At 71.2% G+C, this 16,638-nt stretch carries 10 protein-coding genes; 7 read left to right on the top strand and 3 right to left on the bottom strand.

All coding sequences use genetic code 11. The annotated features are described in order from the left end of the window. Nucleotides 1-152 precede the first annotated feature (152 nt). A complete protein-coding gene (gene putP / locus ABD056_RS08690; protein WP_343866163.1) occupies nucleotides 153-1,619 on the top strand; it encodes a sodium/proline symporter PutP in 1,467 nt (488 codons plus the stop codon). Between the two features lie 117 nt (nucleotides 1,620-1,736). Next, nucleotides 1,737-5,684 (top strand): bifunctional proline dehydrogenase/L-glutamate gamma-semialdehyde dehydrogenase PutA, encoded by a 3,948-nt coding sequence (gene putA, locus ABD056_RS08685; RefSeq protein ID WP_343866162.1) that lies wholly within the window; start codon nucleotides 1,737-1,739, stop codon nucleotides 5,682-5,684. 57 nt (nucleotides 5,685-5,741) lie between these two features. Here the strand turns inward: putA and ABD056_RS08680 are convergent, their stop codons facing one another. From ABD056_RS08680 to ABD056_RS08670, 3 genes are all read right to left on the bottom strand, one after another. Continuing rightward, on the bottom strand, nucleotides 5,742-6,569 hold the full coding sequence (locus tag ABD056_RS08680; protein WP_343866161.1) for a Crp/Fnr family transcriptional regulator: 828 nt from the start codon (nucleotides 6,567-6,569) through the stop codon (nucleotides 5,742-5,744). A gap of 390 nt (nucleotides 6,570-6,959) precedes the next feature. Then, a complete protein-coding gene (locus tag ABD056_RS08675) occupies nucleotides 6,960-7,784 on the bottom strand; it encodes a Crp/Fnr family transcriptional regulator (RefSeq protein WP_343866160.1) in 825 nt (274 codons plus the stop codon). A gap of 119 nt (nucleotides 7,785-7,903) precedes the next feature. Next, on the bottom strand, nucleotides 7,904-8,602 hold the full coding sequence (locus tag ABD056_RS08670; protein ID WP_343866159.1) for an autoinducer binding domain-containing protein: 699 nt from the start codon (nucleotides 8,600-8,602) through the stop codon (nucleotides 7,904-7,906). Between the two features lie 216 nt (nucleotides 8,603-8,818). Between ABD056_RS08670 and ABD056_RS08665 the strand changes: the two genes are divergently transcribed. From ABD056_RS08665 to ABD056_RS08645, 5 genes are all read left to right on the top strand, one after another. After that, entirely contained in the window at nucleotides 8,819-10,264 is a 1,446-nt protein-coding gene (locus tag ABD056_RS08665) for a PAS domain S-box protein (RefSeq protein WP_343866158.1), read from the top strand. Continuing rightward, complete coding sequence (locus tag ABD056_RS08660; RefSeq protein WP_343866157.1) at nucleotides 10,224-12,263, top strand: ATP-binding protein; 2,040 nt, start codon at nucleotides 10,224-10,226, stop codon at nucleotides 12,261-12,263. The genes ABD056_RS08665 and ABD056_RS08660 overlap by 41 nt, the downstream gene beginning before the upstream one ends. Continuing rightward, a complete protein-coding gene (locus ABD056_RS08655; RefSeq protein WP_343866156.1) occupies nucleotides 12,260-14,365 on the top strand; it encodes a putative bifunctional diguanylate cyclase/phosphodiesterase in 2,106 nt (701 codons plus the stop codon). Before ABD056_RS08660 ends, ABD056_RS08655 begins: the two co-directional genes overlap by 4 nt. A 63-nt stretch (nucleotides 14,366-14,428) precedes the next feature. Further along, nucleotides 14,429-15,727 (top strand): exonuclease SbcCD subunit D C-terminal domain-containing protein, encoded by a 1,299-nt coding sequence (locus ABD056_RS08650; protein WP_343866155.1) that lies wholly within the window; start codon nucleotides 14,429-14,431, stop codon nucleotides 15,725-15,727. Then, nucleotides 15,724-16,638: AAA family ATPase (locus ABD056_RS08645; protein ID WP_343866154.1), on the top strand; the 915-nt coding region annotated here is incomplete at its 3' end. The genes ABD056_RS08650 and ABD056_RS08645, both read left to right, overlap by 4 nt.

Here is a 16,638-nt window from a genome sequence, read left to right as displayed (position 1 = left end):
CGCTGCGGTGCTCAACAAGAGAAAATCCAGGGGAGTCCAATGGAGTCCGGTCTGACGATGGCAACATGGCTGTGGCTGCTGGTGCCCATGCCGCTGGTGGTGATCATTTCCGTGGTGTCGTGGCTGCGCCATGAACAGCGGGAGGCCGGCCGGTGACCAACACCACCCTCATCACCTTCATTATCTACCTGGTCGCCATGCTCGGCATCGGCGTCTATGCCTACCGCGTCACCGCCAACCTGTCCGACTACATCCTCGGCGGCCGCCGTCTCGGCCCCGGCGTGGCGGCCCTGTCGGCCGGTGCCTCGGACATGAGCGGCTGGCTGCTGCTGGGCCTGCCCGGCGCGGTGTTCGCCGCCGGCATGAACCAGATCTGGATTGCCGTCGGCCTGACCATCGGCGCCTTCCTGAACTGGTGGTACGTGGCCGGCCGGCTGCGCATCTACACCGAGGTGGCGGCGGACTCGCTGACCCTGCCGGACTTCCTGGAAAACCGCTTCCATGACCGGTCCCGCCTGCTGCGGGTGATCTCCGCCCTGGTCATCCTGGTGTTCTTCACCTTCTACACCAGCTCCGGCCTGGTGGCGGGCGCCAAGCTGTTCGAGGCCAGCTTCGAGATGAGCTACACCTCCGCCCTGTGGGTGGGGGCCATCGTCATCATCTCCTACACCTTCCTCGGCGGCTTCCTGGCGGTGTCGTGGACCGACTTCGTGCAGGGCCTGCTGATGTTCCTGGCGCTGATCGCGGTGCCGGTGGTGACCATGATGGAGGTCGGCGGCTGGGATGCGGTGACGCAGGAAGCGGCGGCCATCAACCCCGGCTTCCTGGATGCCTTCCACGACATGACCCTGCTCGGCATCGTGTCGCTGATGGCCTGGGGCCTCGGCTACTTCGGCCAGCCGCACATCCTGGCCCGCTTCATGGCGCTGCGCTCGGCCGGCGACGTGCCGAAGGCGCGGGTGATCGGCATGGGCTGGATGGTGCTGTCGCTCTATGGCGCCATCTTCACCGGCTTCGTCGGCGTCGCCTACCTGCATGGCGAGGTGGGGGACAGCGAGCAGGTGTTCATCGTGCTGTCCAACGTGCTGTTCCACCCGGTGATTTCCGGCATCCTGCTGGCCGCCATCCTGGCGGCGGTGATGTCCACCATCGACAGCCAGCTGCTGGTGTCGTCGTCGGCCATCACCGAAGACTTCTACAAGCAGCTGTTCCGCCGAGAGGCCAGCGAGACCGAACTGGTGTGGGTCGGCCGGCTGGCGGTGCTCGGCATCGCGCTGCTGGCGATCTGGATGGCGTCCAACCCGGACCGGTCGGTGCTTGATCTGGTGTCCTATGCCTGGGCCGGCTTCGGCGCCGCCTTCGGCCCGATCATCCTGCTGTCGCTGACGTGGGAACGGCTGTCGCGCAACGGTGCGCTGGCAGGCATCCTGGTCGGTGCCGCCACCGTGGTGGTGTGGGCGGAACTGTCGGGCGGCCTGTTCGACGTCTACGAAATCCTGCCCGGCTTCCTGTTCTGCGGCCTGACCGCCGTCGTCGTCAGCCTGTTCGGCGGCGAGGTGTCGCCGGAGGTGCGGGCGGAGTTTGCCCGCGTGCGCAGCGAGTTCGACCGCGCCCGCTGACCGGCGGCCGGTACGCAAAGGCGGGGCGGCGCGGCTTTCCTCGTGCCCGCCGCCCCCCATATCCATGGAAACGAGCGAGCTTCTGGCGGCCTGCCGCCCTTTGGGAGTTGGTGCATCATGATCTTCCGTGACGACGCGCCCCCGGCCCCCGCCTGGCGCGACCATCTGCAGGCCACCTACCGCGGTGACGAGGATGCGCTGGTCGCCGACCTGCTGGCCGAGGCCGCCATCCCCGCCGAGGCTCGCGACCGCATCGGCCGCACCGCCTATACGCTGGTGGAGGCGGTGCGCGCCAACCGCACCCTGCGGTCGGGCATCGACGCCTTCATGAACGAATACGACCTGTCGACGGAAGAAGGCCTGGTGCTCATGTGCCTGGCCGAGGCGCTGCTGCGCGTGCCCGACCCGGAAACCGCCGACCGCCTGATCCACGACAAGATCGCCGGCACCGACTGGGAAAAGCACCTGGGGTCGTCGCGGTCCATCTTCGTCAATGCCTCCACCCTCGGGCTGATGCTCACCGGCCGCATCCTCGGCCCCACCGACCTGCCGGTCGATGCGCCGCAGGGCACGCTCCGCCGCATGGTGGCCCGCCTGGGCGAGCCGGTGATCCGCCAGGCGCTGCGCCAGGCCATGCGCGTCATGGGCCGCCAGTTCGTGCTCGGCCGCACCATCGAGGAGGCCATGGAGCGTGGCCAGGAGATGGTGAAGAAGGGCTACCGCTATTCCTTCGACATGCTGGGCGAGGCCGCCCGCACCGAGGAAGACGCCGCCCGCTACTACCGCGCCTATCAGACCGCCATCGACGCCATCGGCCGCAATGCCGCCGGCAAGGGGGTGATCGAGGGCAACGGCATCTCGGTCAAGCTGTCGGCCCTGCACCCGCGCTATGAACCGGCGCGGCGGGCGGAGATGCTCGACGTGCTGGCCGGCCGCCTGCTCACCCTGGCCCGGCAGGCCCGCCAGTACGACATCGGCTTCTGCGTCGATGCCGAGGAGGCGGAGCGGCTGGAACTGTCGCTGGAACTGATCGAGAAGGTCTACGCCGACCCGTCGCTGGAAGGCTGGAACGGCTTCGGCCTCGCCATCCAGGCCTATGCCAAGCGCACCCGCGCCGTCATCGACGTGCTGGCCGGCATGGTGGAGCGCGTCGGCCGCCGCATGAACGTGCGGCTGGTGAAGGGCGCCTACTGGGATACGGAAATCAAGCGCAGCCAGGAACTGGGGCTGGAGGGCTATCCGGTGTGGACCCGCAAGGTCACCACCGACGTCAGCTACATCGCCTGCGCCAAGAAGCTGCTGGCCCGCGACGACCTGTTCTTCCCCCAGTTCGCCACCCACAACGCCCACACCGTGGCGACCATCCTGGAGCTGGGCGGCGACAAGGCGTTCGAGTTCCAGCGCCTGCACGGCATGGGCGAGGAGCTGTATGACGAGATCGTCGGCCACAACAAGCGCAACGTGCCCTGCCGCATCTATGCGCCGGTGGGCGGCCATGCCGAACTGCTGAGCTATCTGGTCCGCCGCCTGCTGGAGAACGGCGCCAACACCAGCTTCGTCAACCGGCTGGTGGACGACCGCACCCCCATTGAGGCGATCATCACCGACCCGGTGGAGCGTCTGGCCTCGCTGACGCCGAAGCGCCATCCGCACATTCCGCAGCCGCGCGACCTGTTCCCCGACGGCCGCCTGAACGCCCGCGGCATCGACCTGTCGGACTTCACCCGCCTTGCCCCGGTGGACCGCGCCATGGAGGCCGCCGGCTGCGGCAGCTGGCAGGGCGGGCCGGTCATCGGCGGCAGCCTGCGCACCGGCAACGGCCGCCCGGTCACCGACCCGGCCGACCGCTCCCGCGTCGTCGGCCACCTGACCGAAGCCACCGCCGACGACGTGCAGGAGGCGCTCGCCCGCGCCGAGGCGGCGTGGCAGGACTGGGACGCCACCGACCCCGACACCCGCGCCCGCTGCTTCGAGACCGTCGCCGCCATGATGGAAGCGCGCATGCCGGCGCTGATGGCCCTCTGCGTGCGCGAGGCCGGCAAGACCGTCAGCGATGCCGTCGCCGAGGTGCGCGAGGCGGTGGACTTCCTGCGCTACTACGCCCGGCGCTGCCGCGAAACCTTCGGCCAGGCGGTGGCCATGCCGACCCTGGACGGCGGCCGGGCGGCGCAGGTGGAGATGCGCGGCCGCGGCATCTTCCTGTGCATCAGCCCGTGGAACTTCCCGCTCGCCATCTTCACCGGCCAAGTGACGGCGGCCCTGGCGGCCGGCAACGCGGTGATCGCCAAGCCGGCGGAACAGACCAGCCTGATCGCCGCTGCCACCGTCGCCCTGTTCCACGAGGCGGGGGTGCCGGGCGACGTGCTGGCGCTGCTGCCCGGTCGCGGCGAGACGGTGGGCGCGACGCTGGTGAAGGACCCGCGCGTCGCCGGCGTCGCCTTCACCGGATCGGTGGAGGTCGCCCACATCATCAGCCGCGCCCTGGCCGAGCGGGCCGGTGGCACGGCGCCGCTGATCGCCGAGACCGGCGGCCAGAACGCCATGATCGTCGACAGCTCCGCCCTGCCGGAGCAGGTGATCCGCGATGCCATCCTGTCGGCCTTCGGCTCCGCCGGGCAGCGCTGCTCCGCCCTGCGGGTGATGTACGTGCAGGAAGATGTGGCCGACGGCATGATCGCCATGCTGAAGGGCGCCATGGAGGAACTGACGGTCGGCGACCCGGCGCTGCTGACCACCGACGTCGGCCCGGTCATCGACGACGACGCCCGCGCCGGCCTGCTCGCCCACGCGGCGCGCATGGACCGCGACGCCAGGCTGATCCACCGGGTGGACGTGCCGGCGGCCTGCGACGGCGGCACCTTCTTCGCCCCCGTCGCCTATGAAATCCGCGACATCAGCGTGCTGGAGCGGGAGGTGTTCGGCCCGGTGCTGCACGTGGTGCGCTACAAGGCGTCGGAGCTGGACGCGGTGGTGAAGGCCATCCGCGACACCCGCTTCGGCCTGACCATGGGCATCCACACCCGCATCGACCGCAAGGCGCGCAACATCCACGCCCAGTCGCGGATCGGCAATACCTATGTCAACCGCAACATGATCGGCGCCGTGGTCGGCGTGCAGCCGTTCGGCGGCGAGGGCCTGTCGGGCACCGGACCGAAGGCCGGCGGCCCGCACTACATCGCCCGCTTCGCCCGGCCGGTGGCGCAGGCGGTGGAGGACGAGGGCCGCGCCGACGAGGTGCGCGGGGTGGAAATGAACGCCGGCAAGCTGCTGCCCGGCGACCTGCCGCGGGCCGAGGGCTCGCACACCGGCCTGCATCAGGCGCTCGATGCCGCCCGCACCGCCGCGCCGGCGTGGGATCGCCTGGGCGGCGTGCGTCGCGGCACCATGCTGGAGGACGCCGCCGAGGCGCTGTCGCGGGCGGCCCCCCTGGCGGCGGCGGTGATCGCCCGCGCCACCGGCCGCGGCCTCGGCGATGCCGCCGGGGAAGTGGTGGCGGCGCGGGAGATCCTCTACACCCTGGCGGAACAGGCGCGCAGCGAGTTCGGCAAGGCGGTGCGGCTGCCCGGCCCCACCGGCGAGCACAACGAGCTGCAGCTGCACGGCCGCGGCATCACCGTCTGCATCACCGGCGACGGCGCCTTCTTCGCGGCCGCCGTCGCCCAGGTGGCGGCGGCGCTGGCGGCCGGCTGCACGGTGGTGGCGGCGCCCGACGCGGCCCTGGCGGTGGCGGTGGAGCGGCTGGTGGGCGTGCTGCATCAGGCCGGCGTGCCGGCCGGCGTGCTGACCCTGGTGGAAGGCGCCGATCCGCTCGCCCTGGCCGCCGACGAGCGGGTGGAGGCGGTGGCCTGGCGGGGCAGCGAGGACGTGCAGCGCCAGCTGGCGGTGACGCTGGCCGGCCGCCCCGGTCCCATCGTGCCGCTGGTCGTCGAGGCCTTCGGGCCGCACTACGCCCACCGCTTCGCGGCCGAACGCACCCTCACCATCGACATGACGGCGGCGGGCGGCAATGCCTCCCTGCTGACGTTGAACGAGGATGCCCCGGCCGGTACGACGCAGGCGGCCTGATCGGGCTTCCGGCCGTCGCGAGGGCAGGGCGGGCCGCACGGTCCGCCCTGTCCGTTTTCAGCGCCGGGAGGCGCCGGAGTCGCCGCGAATATCGCCGCCGGTGTCGCCATTCTCGGCGGGCGGCGGTGGCGGCTCGGCATCCAGCGCCCGCCGCACGCCTTCCGGCACCGGCACCAGATGCAGCAGCTCGTCGCGGCAGTCGCAGGCATCGGTCAGGCGGTCGGGGTCGAGGATGGTGAGCACGCCGTTCTTGAAGCGGAACACCCCTTCCTCGTGCAGCCCGGCCAGCACCCGGCCCAGGTGGCGCGGCGTCATGCCGGTGGCGTCGGCCAGCACCTCGTAGCTCACCGGCAGGTCGAAGGTGCCGCTGCCGGCCAGCCCCACCAGCTGCAGCCGGCGCCACGTCTCCCACACCAGATACAGGATGCGCTCGCGCGCCGAGCGGCGGCCGAGGGCGACGATATGTTCCTGCCGCAGCGCCGCCTCGTGGGCGGTAAGCCACCACAGTGCCGCCGCCACCCGGCCGCTGCTGCGGGCCGCCGTCGCCCAGGCGGGATGGGTGAAGCGCAGGATGGTCGCCTCGGTGAGGGCGGTGACGGTGTGGTCGGCCACCTCGCCGACGAACACGCCGGGGGTGGAGGCATCGCCCGGCAGCATGAAGCCGATGACCTGGCGGCGGCCGTCGTTCAGCAGCCGCTCGCGGATGGCCCAGCCGGCGGCCAGCACGAAGCCGCCGGGGGTGGGCTCGCCCTCCCGCATCAGGATGACACCCGGCCGCACCCGCGCCGGCCCGCCGAGCGCCGCCTCCAGCGCACTGCGGTCGCGCGCCTCCAGGCGTACAACCGTCGTCAGCTTGCGGAAGAAGGCTTCGGCAGTGGCGGACACGGGCGGGGCGCCCGGCACGGTGCGGGAAGGATCTGGCGGCGAGCGGTCTCTCATCAAGCGTCCGTGGTGGCCCCCGTTGGGCAGTAAACCATTAGAATAGCGGGGAGTATCTGCACGCGCCCCGGCTCCCGCGCGGACATATGTCGCGCGGTTTCGTTTTCTTATGACGGCAGGGGCTGCGGGCAGACAAATGTCGGCGCTTATCAATCCAAAGTCGTGTTAGCGTCCGACCTTCTGTGCAACCTGATGAGCCGGGAGGGTCGAGGATGAGGCCGCTGTATCGCCGCTCGACCGACGGCGCGATTCTGTGCCGCACCTGCCTGCCGGGCGCCGACGAGACTGTTTCGGCCGAACTGTTCCCCAACCTGTTTCCCGGCACCTGGCATCAGGTCACGTGCTGCCGGTGTGGCTACTCACCGCCACCGGCGGCGGCGGTACCTGAGGCAGCGGCGGTTGCCGTGGCTGAGACAGATAGTCCTTGAAGCCCTTGGCCAGCGGCTCGATCTGCAGGTAGACGTCGCGGCAGTCGCCGGCCTTCAGCAGGCGGGCGGGGTCGGTGATGACGACGTGGCTGCCGGTCAGGGTCAGCATGCCGTCGCTGCGCAGTTCCGCCAGCACCCGGCCGAGGTGGCGCGGCGTCAGGCCGGCGGCATCGGCAAGGTCGTCGCGGCGGGCGGGAAAGGCGAAGGAGCCATCGGGGCGCAGCTGCCCGGCGAGGTCCAGCCGCCGCCACAGTTCCCACAGCAGGTAGAGCAGGCGCTGGCGCGACGACCGCCGGCCGAGGGAGACCAGATGCTCCTTCAGCACCGCTTCCTCGTGGGTGGCGAGCCACCACAGCGCCATGGTCAGCGCCGGCGAGGCGGTCATGGTGTCGAACCAGGCGCGGTGCCCGACGCGGCAGACGCGGGCTTCGGTGAGGGTGGTGATGGAATGGTCGGCGGCCTCCGTCACCAGCACGCCCGGCTCGCTCAGGTCGCCGGGGACCAGGAAGTTCACCACCTGCCGGCTGCCGTCGCGCAAGTGGCGCTCGCGCAGGGCCCAGCCGGAGGCGAGCAGGAAGGTATGCCGGCTCGGCTCGCCCTCGCGCACCAGGGCGGTGCCGGCGGGCACGCTGATGCAGTCGGCGAGCATGCTTTTCAGCGCCCACAGGTCTTCCGTGCTCAGGTCAACCACCCGCGACAGGCGGTGCAGCAGGGGCGCGGCCACATTGGACATCGTGCAGCTCCTCGGCGTCGTCAGTGTAACAGTGACGGTTGCCGAAGCTTCGGGGCTGCCGGATTTACGGTAGCAAAGGCGTGACCAAAGGATGAGCTACCCGCCCCGGAGTTCGCCTGTCAGGACGCTTCCGCCAGGCCCAGCAGGGCGGTGCGGGCGCGCAGCTGGTCCGGCGTTGTGGTGTCGAGCTTGCTCATCACCGACGCCAGCAGGCGGCGGAACTCGCCGTCGCCAAGGCGCATGGCGGCGACCACCTGATCCTCGTTGAGGCCGGTGACCAGGCGCTGCACCATCTCGCTTTCCACCGGGCTCAGGCGGGCGACGATGGCGCCGGCCTCGCGCATGGTCAGCAGGCGGGCCCGTTCATGCACCACGTTGCCCAGCGCGACCAGCGATTCGGTGCCGTAGCGCAGGGCTTCGTCCCGCTCCCGCGCCGAGCCTTGCGCGGTGGCGTTGAAGGCGCCGATGGACGACGTTCCCAGGATGGGCACGCAGTAGCCGTCCACCACCCCGAACTCGCGCGCCTCGCTCAGCACATGGCGGCCGGTGCCGGCGCGGACGGAGTCGGGGATGTCGCGCCAGCCGAACGGGCGGCCCAGGCGGGCCAGCCGGATCACCGGGTCGACGGAAAAGAAGTTGTGCTCGCTGTAATGCTGCACCCAGCCCTGCGGGTAGCTGGTGAACAGCAGGGGGATGCGGGTCGGGTCGTTGGGCAGGTGCAGGGTATAGGTGACGTGGCCGAAGCCGATCTCGGCGGCCAGGGCGTCGGCGGTCGTCTGCAGGGCCTCGACCGTTTCGGCCGCGGCAATGCGGCTCATCCACCCTGATGGCAGGATGAAGGCGGATGGCCCGCGCGTCCCTCCGGCATCCCACATGCCCCATCTCCCCCCGACGCAGGTCTTTCAGCCTGCCGGACCGAGCAGCCGTACCCCCACGGCCGGCGGGTGCCCGTAGCGGCAGTGCCGCGCACGGATGTTCCCGCGCTGGGAGTATAGGCTTTGTGACAGTGGTTGTATAGCCGGATGCGCCCGGGAATGGCCCGATCGCGCAACTGCGGCGGCGACTGGCACCGCCGGGTGGCCCAGGCGCTCTATCTCTTGGATGAAGTCAAAAGAGTTCCATATTCGCCCGAAGGGTATATCTTCGCCGGTGCCATGGGTGGGGTGCATGGTCCGGTGCTTGCATGGCGCGGGTGCAACCTGGAGAGCAGGATGGATACGGTGGCGACGACAGTCTTTCCGGCAGCTGAAGCGGAGGCCGCGCGCCTGGGGCGTCTGCGCGCCTACCAGATCCTCGACACCGCCCCGGAAGCGGAGTTCGAGCGGGTCACCCGGCTGGCGGCCTCGCTGCTCGACATGCCCATCGCGGCGGTGTCGCTCATTGACTCCGATCGGCAATGGTTCAAGTCCATCGTCGGCCTGGACGTCCGCGAGACGCCGCGCGAAGTCGCCTTCTGCGCCCATGCCATCTGCGGCGAGGGGGTGATGGAGGTGCCGGACGCCACCCGCGATCCACGCTTCGCCGACAACCCGCTGGTGACCGGCGCGCCCGGCATCCGCTACTACGCTGGCGCGCCGCTGGTCACCCGCGACGGCATCGCCCTCGGCTCGCTGTGCGTCATCGACCGCCAGCCGCGTACCCTGACGGCGGACCAGCGGCAGGTGCTGGCCGATCTGGCGGCCATGGCGGTGGATGCGCTCGACCTGCGCACCGCCTTGCGCGATGCGACCGAGCGCGAGACTGCGACGCAGAAAGCAAGGCACGATCTGGCGGTCAGCGAACACCGCCTGCGCTCCATCCTGCAGACCGCCGTCGACCCCATCCTCACCATCGACGCCCGCGGCATCATCCAGACCGTCAACGCCGCCACCGAAACCCTGTTCGGCTGGACGGAGGCGGAGATGATCGGCCGCAACGTCAGCATGCTGATGCCGGAGCCGCATGCCTCCGCCCACGACGGCTACATGCAGCGCTACCACGACACCCGCGTGCCGCGCATCATCGGCATCGGGCGGGAGGTGCCGGCCCGCCGCAAGGACGGCTCCATCTTCCCCTGCGAGCTGGCGGTCAGCCGGGTCGACCTGGGCGACGGCGAGGTGGTCTTCACCGGCATCCTGCGCGACCTGTCCGACTGGAGCGCCGCCCAGGAGGCGCTGCGCGAACGCAACCGCCTGCTCGGACTGGCGGAACAGCTGGCCGGCATCGGTCACTGGCGGGTGGAGCGCCACACGCGCGAGGTCACCTGGTCCGACGGCATGTTCGACATCTTCGGCCGCCCGCGCGACACCTTCACCCCGACCGTGGACGCCGTCGTCGCCTGCCACCCGGAGGCGGAGCGGCCACGGGTGATGGAGGCGGTGGTGCAGGCCCTGGCCGGCGGCACCGGCTTCTCGCTCGACACCCAGGTGGTGCTGCCCGACGGCACTGCCCGACGGCACGGTGCGCGACGTCGCCATCCTGGCCCGCTGCGAGGTGGATGAAGGGGGTGCCGCCACCGCCATCTTCGGCGTCATGCAGGACATCACCGACCGCAAGCGCGCCGAGGAAGACCTGAAGGTCAGCGAGGAACGCCTGCAGCGCGCCACCGCCTTCGCCGAGATCGGCACCTGGGAATGGACGCTGGAGAGCGGCGCCGTCTATTGCTCCGACCGCATGGCGGCGCTGTTCGGCCACCCCGGCCAGTGCGTGGGCCGCACCCATGCCGACCTGATGGAGTCCGTCCACCCCGCCGACCGGGCGGCGGTCACCGCCGCCGCCGATGCCTGCATCCAGGGCCTGCGGGCGTTTGACGTCGAGCATCGGGTGATCTGGCCCAACGGCCGCATCCACTGGCTGCACGCCCGCGGCGACGTGGTGCGGGCGGCCGACGGCACGCCGGTGCGCATGCTCGGCGTGGTGCGCGACATCACCCGCACCAAGGCGGCGGAACTGGCGCTCAAGGAAAGCCAGCGCCGCCTGCGCGTCGCCATCGAGAACATCTCCGACGGCTTCCTGCTGGTCGACAGCGAGGACCGCGTGGTGCTGTGGAACGAGAAGCTGAAAAGCCTCTATCCCCGCCTCGCGCCGCACCTTTACGTCGGCGTGCCGTTCGAGGATCTGGTGCGGGCCGGCGTCCGCGACGGCCAGTACGCCAACGCCCTCGGCCGCGAGGAGGAGTTCATCGCCGAGCGCATGGCCCGCCACCGCCTGGACGAGGAGCTGTACGAGGAACGGCTGGTCGATGCCCTGGGCGACGAGCGCTGGGTGCGGGTGGCCGAGCGCACCATCCCCGGCGGCGGCGGCCGCGTCGGCATCCGCGCCGACGTGACGGAACTGCGGCGGGCCCAGCAGGAAGCCGACACCGCCAACAAGGCCAAGTCGGAATTCCTGTCGTCCATGAGCCACGAGCTGCGCACGCCGCTCAACGCCATCCTCGGCTTCGCCCAGCTGCTGGAGGCCAGCCGCCGCGAGCCGCTGACCGACAAGCAAAAGAGCCACGTCCAGCACATCCTCAAGGGCGGCCAGCACCTGCTGGAACTGATCAACGAAGTGCTCGACCTCGCCCGCATCGAAGCCGGCAAGATGAGCCTGTCCATCGAGGACATCTCCCCCGCCGACGTGGTGGAGGAATGCCTGTCGCTGACCGAGACGCTCGCCGCCCGCCGCGGCATCACCGTGGTGCGCGAGGCGCCGGCGCAGCTGCCGGCGGTGCGGGCGGACTACACCCGCCTGAAGCAGGTGCTGCTCAACCTGCTGTCCAACGCCGTCAAGTACAACCGCGACGGCGGCCGCCTCACCCTGGCCATCGGCCCCGGCGCCCCGGCCACCATGCGGTTTTCCGTCAGCGACACCGGCCGCGGCATTCCGGCCGACCGCCAGGGCGAGCTGTTTCAGCCGTTCAACCGCCTGGGCGCCGAAACCACCGAGGTGGAAGGCACCGGCATCGGCCTCACCCTGACCCGCGAACTGGTGGAGCGCATGGGCGGCGCCATCGGCTTCGTCAGCGAGGCCGAGGTGGGCAGCACCTTCTGGGTCGACATCCCGCTCTCGGAGGCCAAGGATCTGATACCGGCCGACGACGGCGAGGCCGCGGCGGCGGAGCCGGAACTGGCCGCCACGCGGTCGCTGCGGGTGCTCTACATCGAGGACAACCCGGCCAACATGCGGCTGATGGAAGAGGTGATGGAAGAGGTGGGCGAGGCCATCCTGTCGACGGCCCATACCGCCGAACTGGGTATCGAGATGGCCATTCGGGACCGCCCCGACCTCGTCATCATGGATATCAACCTCCCCGGCATGGATGGCTACCGCGCCATCGGGGTTTTGCGCGATACTCCGCAAACGCGCGCCATTCCGGTGATCGCGCTGAGTGCCAATGCGACGGCCAGCGCCATTCAGAAGGGGCTCGCCGCCGGCTTCGATGCCTATCTGACCAAGCCGGTGGTGATCCCCGAACTGATGCAGGCCATCGCCCGGGCCGTGGAGGACCGCAGGGGATGAAGGATCTGGCGGAGGAGATACGGCGGGCGCGGGTTCTCGTCCTCGACGACAACCCCGTCAACGTCGCTCTGCTGCAGGACATGCTGGATGACGACGGCTACCGCGACGTCACCGGCATGACCGATCCGGCGGCGGCGGTGGCGCAGTTCGCCGAGACCCCCTTCGACCTCGTCCTCTGCGACATCCGCATGCCGGTCATGGACGGTCACGAGGTGGTGCGCCGCCTGCGGGACATCCTGGGCGCCGACACCTTCCTGCCGGTCATCATCATGACGGCGCAGACCGACATCGAGACCCGTCTGCGGGCGCTGGAAGCCGGCGTGCGCGACTTCATCACCAAGCCCTTCGACCGCGCCGAAACCCTCTACCGCATCCGCAACGCGCTGGAGGTGGAAGTGCTGTGGCGGGACCGCCGCGAGACCGCTGCCCGCCTGGAACGGCTGGTGGACCGCCGCACCGCCGAGCTGCGGGCGCGGGAGGCGCATCTGTCCGGCGTCATGGATCACGCGGTGGAGGTCATCATCACCGCCGACGGCGACGGCCTCATCCACGACTTCAACCCGGCCGCCGAGCAGACCCTGCACATGACGGCGGCGGAGGCGCGCGGCAAGCCGTTGTCCACCTTCCTGGGCGAGGGCTGGTCGCCGCGCCTGGGGGCGCTGGAAACCATGGCCCGGCGCAGCGACGGCAGCATCTTCCCGCTGGAAGCCTCCCTCGGCAGCATGGAGATCGCCGGCGCGCCCTGGTACATCCTCATCGGCCGCGACGTCACCAAGCGCAAGCTGGCGGAGGAGGAGATGGCCTTCCTCGCCCGCCACGACCCCATCACCGAACTGCCCAACCGCACCGCCCTCATCGCCCGCCTGCGCACCATGATCGAGGAAGGGCGCGGGGGCCTTGCGCTGTATGTGGCGGTCCAGCGGCTGCGGCGCATCGGCGACACCCTCGGCCATGCGGTGGCGGAAAAGGTGCTGCGGGCGGCCGGCGAGCGGCTGGAGGAAACCACCGGCGGCCATGGCGTGGTCGGTGCCTGGGGCGCCGCCGACTTCCTGGTGCTGTGCGAGAACATCGAGGGCGTGTGCGACTACTGCGCCGACAGCGGGCAGAAGCTGGCCGCCGCCCTGCGCGAGGCGCTGGAGGAACCGTTCCACGTCGACGGCAACGAACTGGTGCTCGACTGCCGCATCGGCGTCTCCCACTTCCCCGAACACGGCCGCATCCCGGCGCGGGTGGTGCAGCGGGCGGGACTGGCGGTGTTTGCCGGCCGGGCCCGCGGCGATGCCGGCGTCACCGTCTTCCACCCCGAGATGGAAGAAGCCATCGGCCGCCGCCACGTGCTGGAACGGGAACTGCGCCACGCGGTGGAGCGCCAGCAGCTGCGCCTCTGCTACCAGCCGAAGATCGACCTGGCGACCGGCCGGGTGGCGGGGATGGAAGCGCTGGTGCGCTGGCAGCATCCCGACCTCGGGCTGGTGTCGCCGGCCCAGTTCATTCCGGTGGCGGAGGATACCGGCCTCATCGTCGCCATCGGCGACTGGGTGATGCACGAGGCCTGCCGCCAGACCGCCGCCTGGCACGGCGCCGGGCACGAGCATCTGGTGGTCGCCGTCAACGTCTCCGGCCGTCAGTTCCTGGTCCACGACCTCAGCCGCCGCATCCGCACCGCCCTGGATGCGGCCGGCCTGCCGCCCGACAGCCTGGAGGTAGAAATCACCGAAAGCGCCGTCATGGGCGACATCAGCGATGCCGTGCGGATGCTGCGGGAATGGCGCGACATGGGCGCCTCCGTCGCCATCGACGACTTCGGCACCGGCTACTCGTCGCTCGGCTACCTGCGGCAGCTGCCGCTCTCCACCCTCAAGATCGACCAGAGCTTCGTCCGCCATCTGCCGGAGCGCCGGGCCGACCGCGCTGTCGCCCGCACCATCATCGACCTCGCCCAGGCGCTTGACCTGCACGTGGTGGCGGAAGGGATCGAGAGCGAGGACCACGCCGCCGTGCTGCGCGACCTCGGCTGCCATCTCGGCCAGGGCTACCTCTACGCCCGGCCGCTGCCGGCGGCGGAGTTCGAGGCCTTCCTGGCCGGCGGCGTGGCGGCCTGACAACCCTCCGGGGCGCGAAAATTTCCGCCCGATGCGCCGCCGCTCTCTGGCATGATGGCCGCCATGACCACACGCCCGCCGCTCCGCCTCCTGCACACCTCCGACTGGCACCTGGGCCAGGACCTGCACGGCCTGCCGCGCGACGCCGAGCATCGCGCCTTCCTGGAATGGCTGCTGCTGCGGCTGCAGGATCAGGCGGTGGATGCGCTGCTGATCACCGGCGACATCTTCGACACCCAGAACCCGCCGGTGGCCGCCCAGGCCATGCTGTACGACTTCCTCGCCCGCGCCAAACGGGCGCAGCCGGGGCTGGACATCGTCATCATCGGCGGCAACCACGACAGCGCCGCCCGGCTGGAGGCGCCCGACGCCCTGCTGCGGCCGCTGGGGGTGCATGTGGTCGGCAGCCTGCCGATGGATCCGGCCCGCCTGCTGCTGCCGCTGCACGACCGCACCGGCGCCCCGGCGGCACTGGTGGCCGCCATTCCCTTCCTGCGCCTGTCCGACCTGCCGGTGCCGCAGGAGGAGGTGGACGACCCGCTGATCTGGGGCGTGCGGGCGGTGCATGAGCAGGTCTTCGCGGTCGCCCGGCCGCGGGCGGCGGCGGCGGGGCTCGCCCTGGTCGCCACCGGCCACTGCTACATGGTCGGCTCCGCCCTGTCGGAGCTGAGCGAGCGGCGCATCCTCGGCGGCAACCAGCATGCCCTGCCGGCCGACGTCTTCCCGGCCGACTGCGCCTATGTCGCCCTCGGCCATCTGCACAAGCCGCAGCGGGTGGGCGGGCGCGACACCGTGCGCTACGCCGGCAGCCCGCTGCCGCTGTCGGTGACGGAGAAGGACTATCCCCATCAGGTGGTGCTGGTCGACCTGCCGCCCCCTGGCGTGGCAGAGGCGGCGGTGGTGACGCCGCTGCCGGTGCCGCGCACGGTGGATTACCTGCGGGTGCCGGCGCAGGGCGCGGCGGCGCCGGAACAGGTGCTGGCGGACCTGCGGGCGCTCGACCTGCCGGAGCCGCCCGACCGCGATCATCGCCCTTACCTTGAGGTGGTGGTCCGCCTCGACCGCCCGAGCCCCAGCCTGCGCCACGAGGTCGACCAGGCCCTGGCCGGCAAGCCGGTGCGCCTGTGCCGCCTGCATGTGGAGTACGGCGGCAGCGGCGAGGCGCGGGCGGCGGCGGCCGCGGACATTCCCGACCTTGCCGCCCTGCACCCGGAAGAGGTGTTCGAACGGGCCTGGGCGCGGCTCTATGACGAACCGCCGGGCGATGCCCACCGCCATGCCTTCCGCGAGTTGCTGGAAGGGCTCGACGGCGATGCCGGTCCGGCGGCGCTGGCCGTCGCTGAGGAGGGCGTGTCGGCATGAGGATCCTTGCCCTGCGCGGCCGCAACCTCACCTCGCTGGCCGGCGACTTCGCGGTGGAGTTCGAGACGGCGCCGCTGGCCGCCGCCGGCCTGTTCGCCATCACCGGCCCGACCGGCGCCGGCAAGTCGACCCTGCTCGACTGCCTGTGCCTCGCCCTCTACGACCGCTTCCCGCGCCTGGAGACGGCGGCCCGCGCCGCCGTCGGCGCCGCCGTGGTGGATGCCGCCCTGCACGTGGCCGGCACCGACCCGCGCACCATCCTGCGCCACGGCGCGACGGAGGGCTTCGCCGAGGTTGACTTCATCGGCCGCGACGGCGGGCGCTACCGCGCCCGCTGGGAGGTCCGCCGCGCCCGCAACAAGGCCGTCGGCAAGCTGCAAAGCCAGGGCATGAGCCTGTGCTGCGCCGTCACCGGCCGCCACCTGGGCGGCACCAAGACGGAAACCCTGGCCGCCATCGCCGACCGCACCGGCCTTAGCTTCGAACAGTTCCGCCGCTCCGTGCTGCTGGCCCAGGGCGACTTCGACGCCTTCCTGAAGGCCAAGCCGGCCGACCGCGCCGACCTGCTGGAACTGATGACCGGCACCGAGGTCTACGGCCGGCTGTCGCAGGCGGCCTACGAGCGGCACAAGGCGGAGCGCGCCCGGCTCGACCTGCTGGACGGCGAGCGGCGGGCGCTGTCGCTGCTCACCGCCGAGGACCGCGCCGAGGCCGAACGGCTGGCTGCGACGGCGGAAGAGGAAGCCCGCGCCGCCCAGGCGGTGCTGGAGGGCATCAAGGCGCAGCAGGCATGGCACCGCGAAACCGCCCGCCTGACCGACGGCGTCGCCGAGCTGGAGGCGGCGGCGGCGGCGGCGGTGGAGGTCCAGGCGGCGGCAGCCGCAGCGGGCGCGGCTGGCCGCCCTGCGGCG

The sequence above is a fragment of the Caenispirillum bisanense genome (assembly GCF_039523075.1).
Taxonomy (GTDB): Bacteria; Pseudomonadota; Alphaproteobacteria; order Rhodospirillales; family Rhodospirillaceae; genus Caenispirillum; species Caenispirillum bisanense.
Note: the sequence above shows the minus strand (reverse complement) of the source record. Positions and strands in the feature narration are given on the sequence as shown.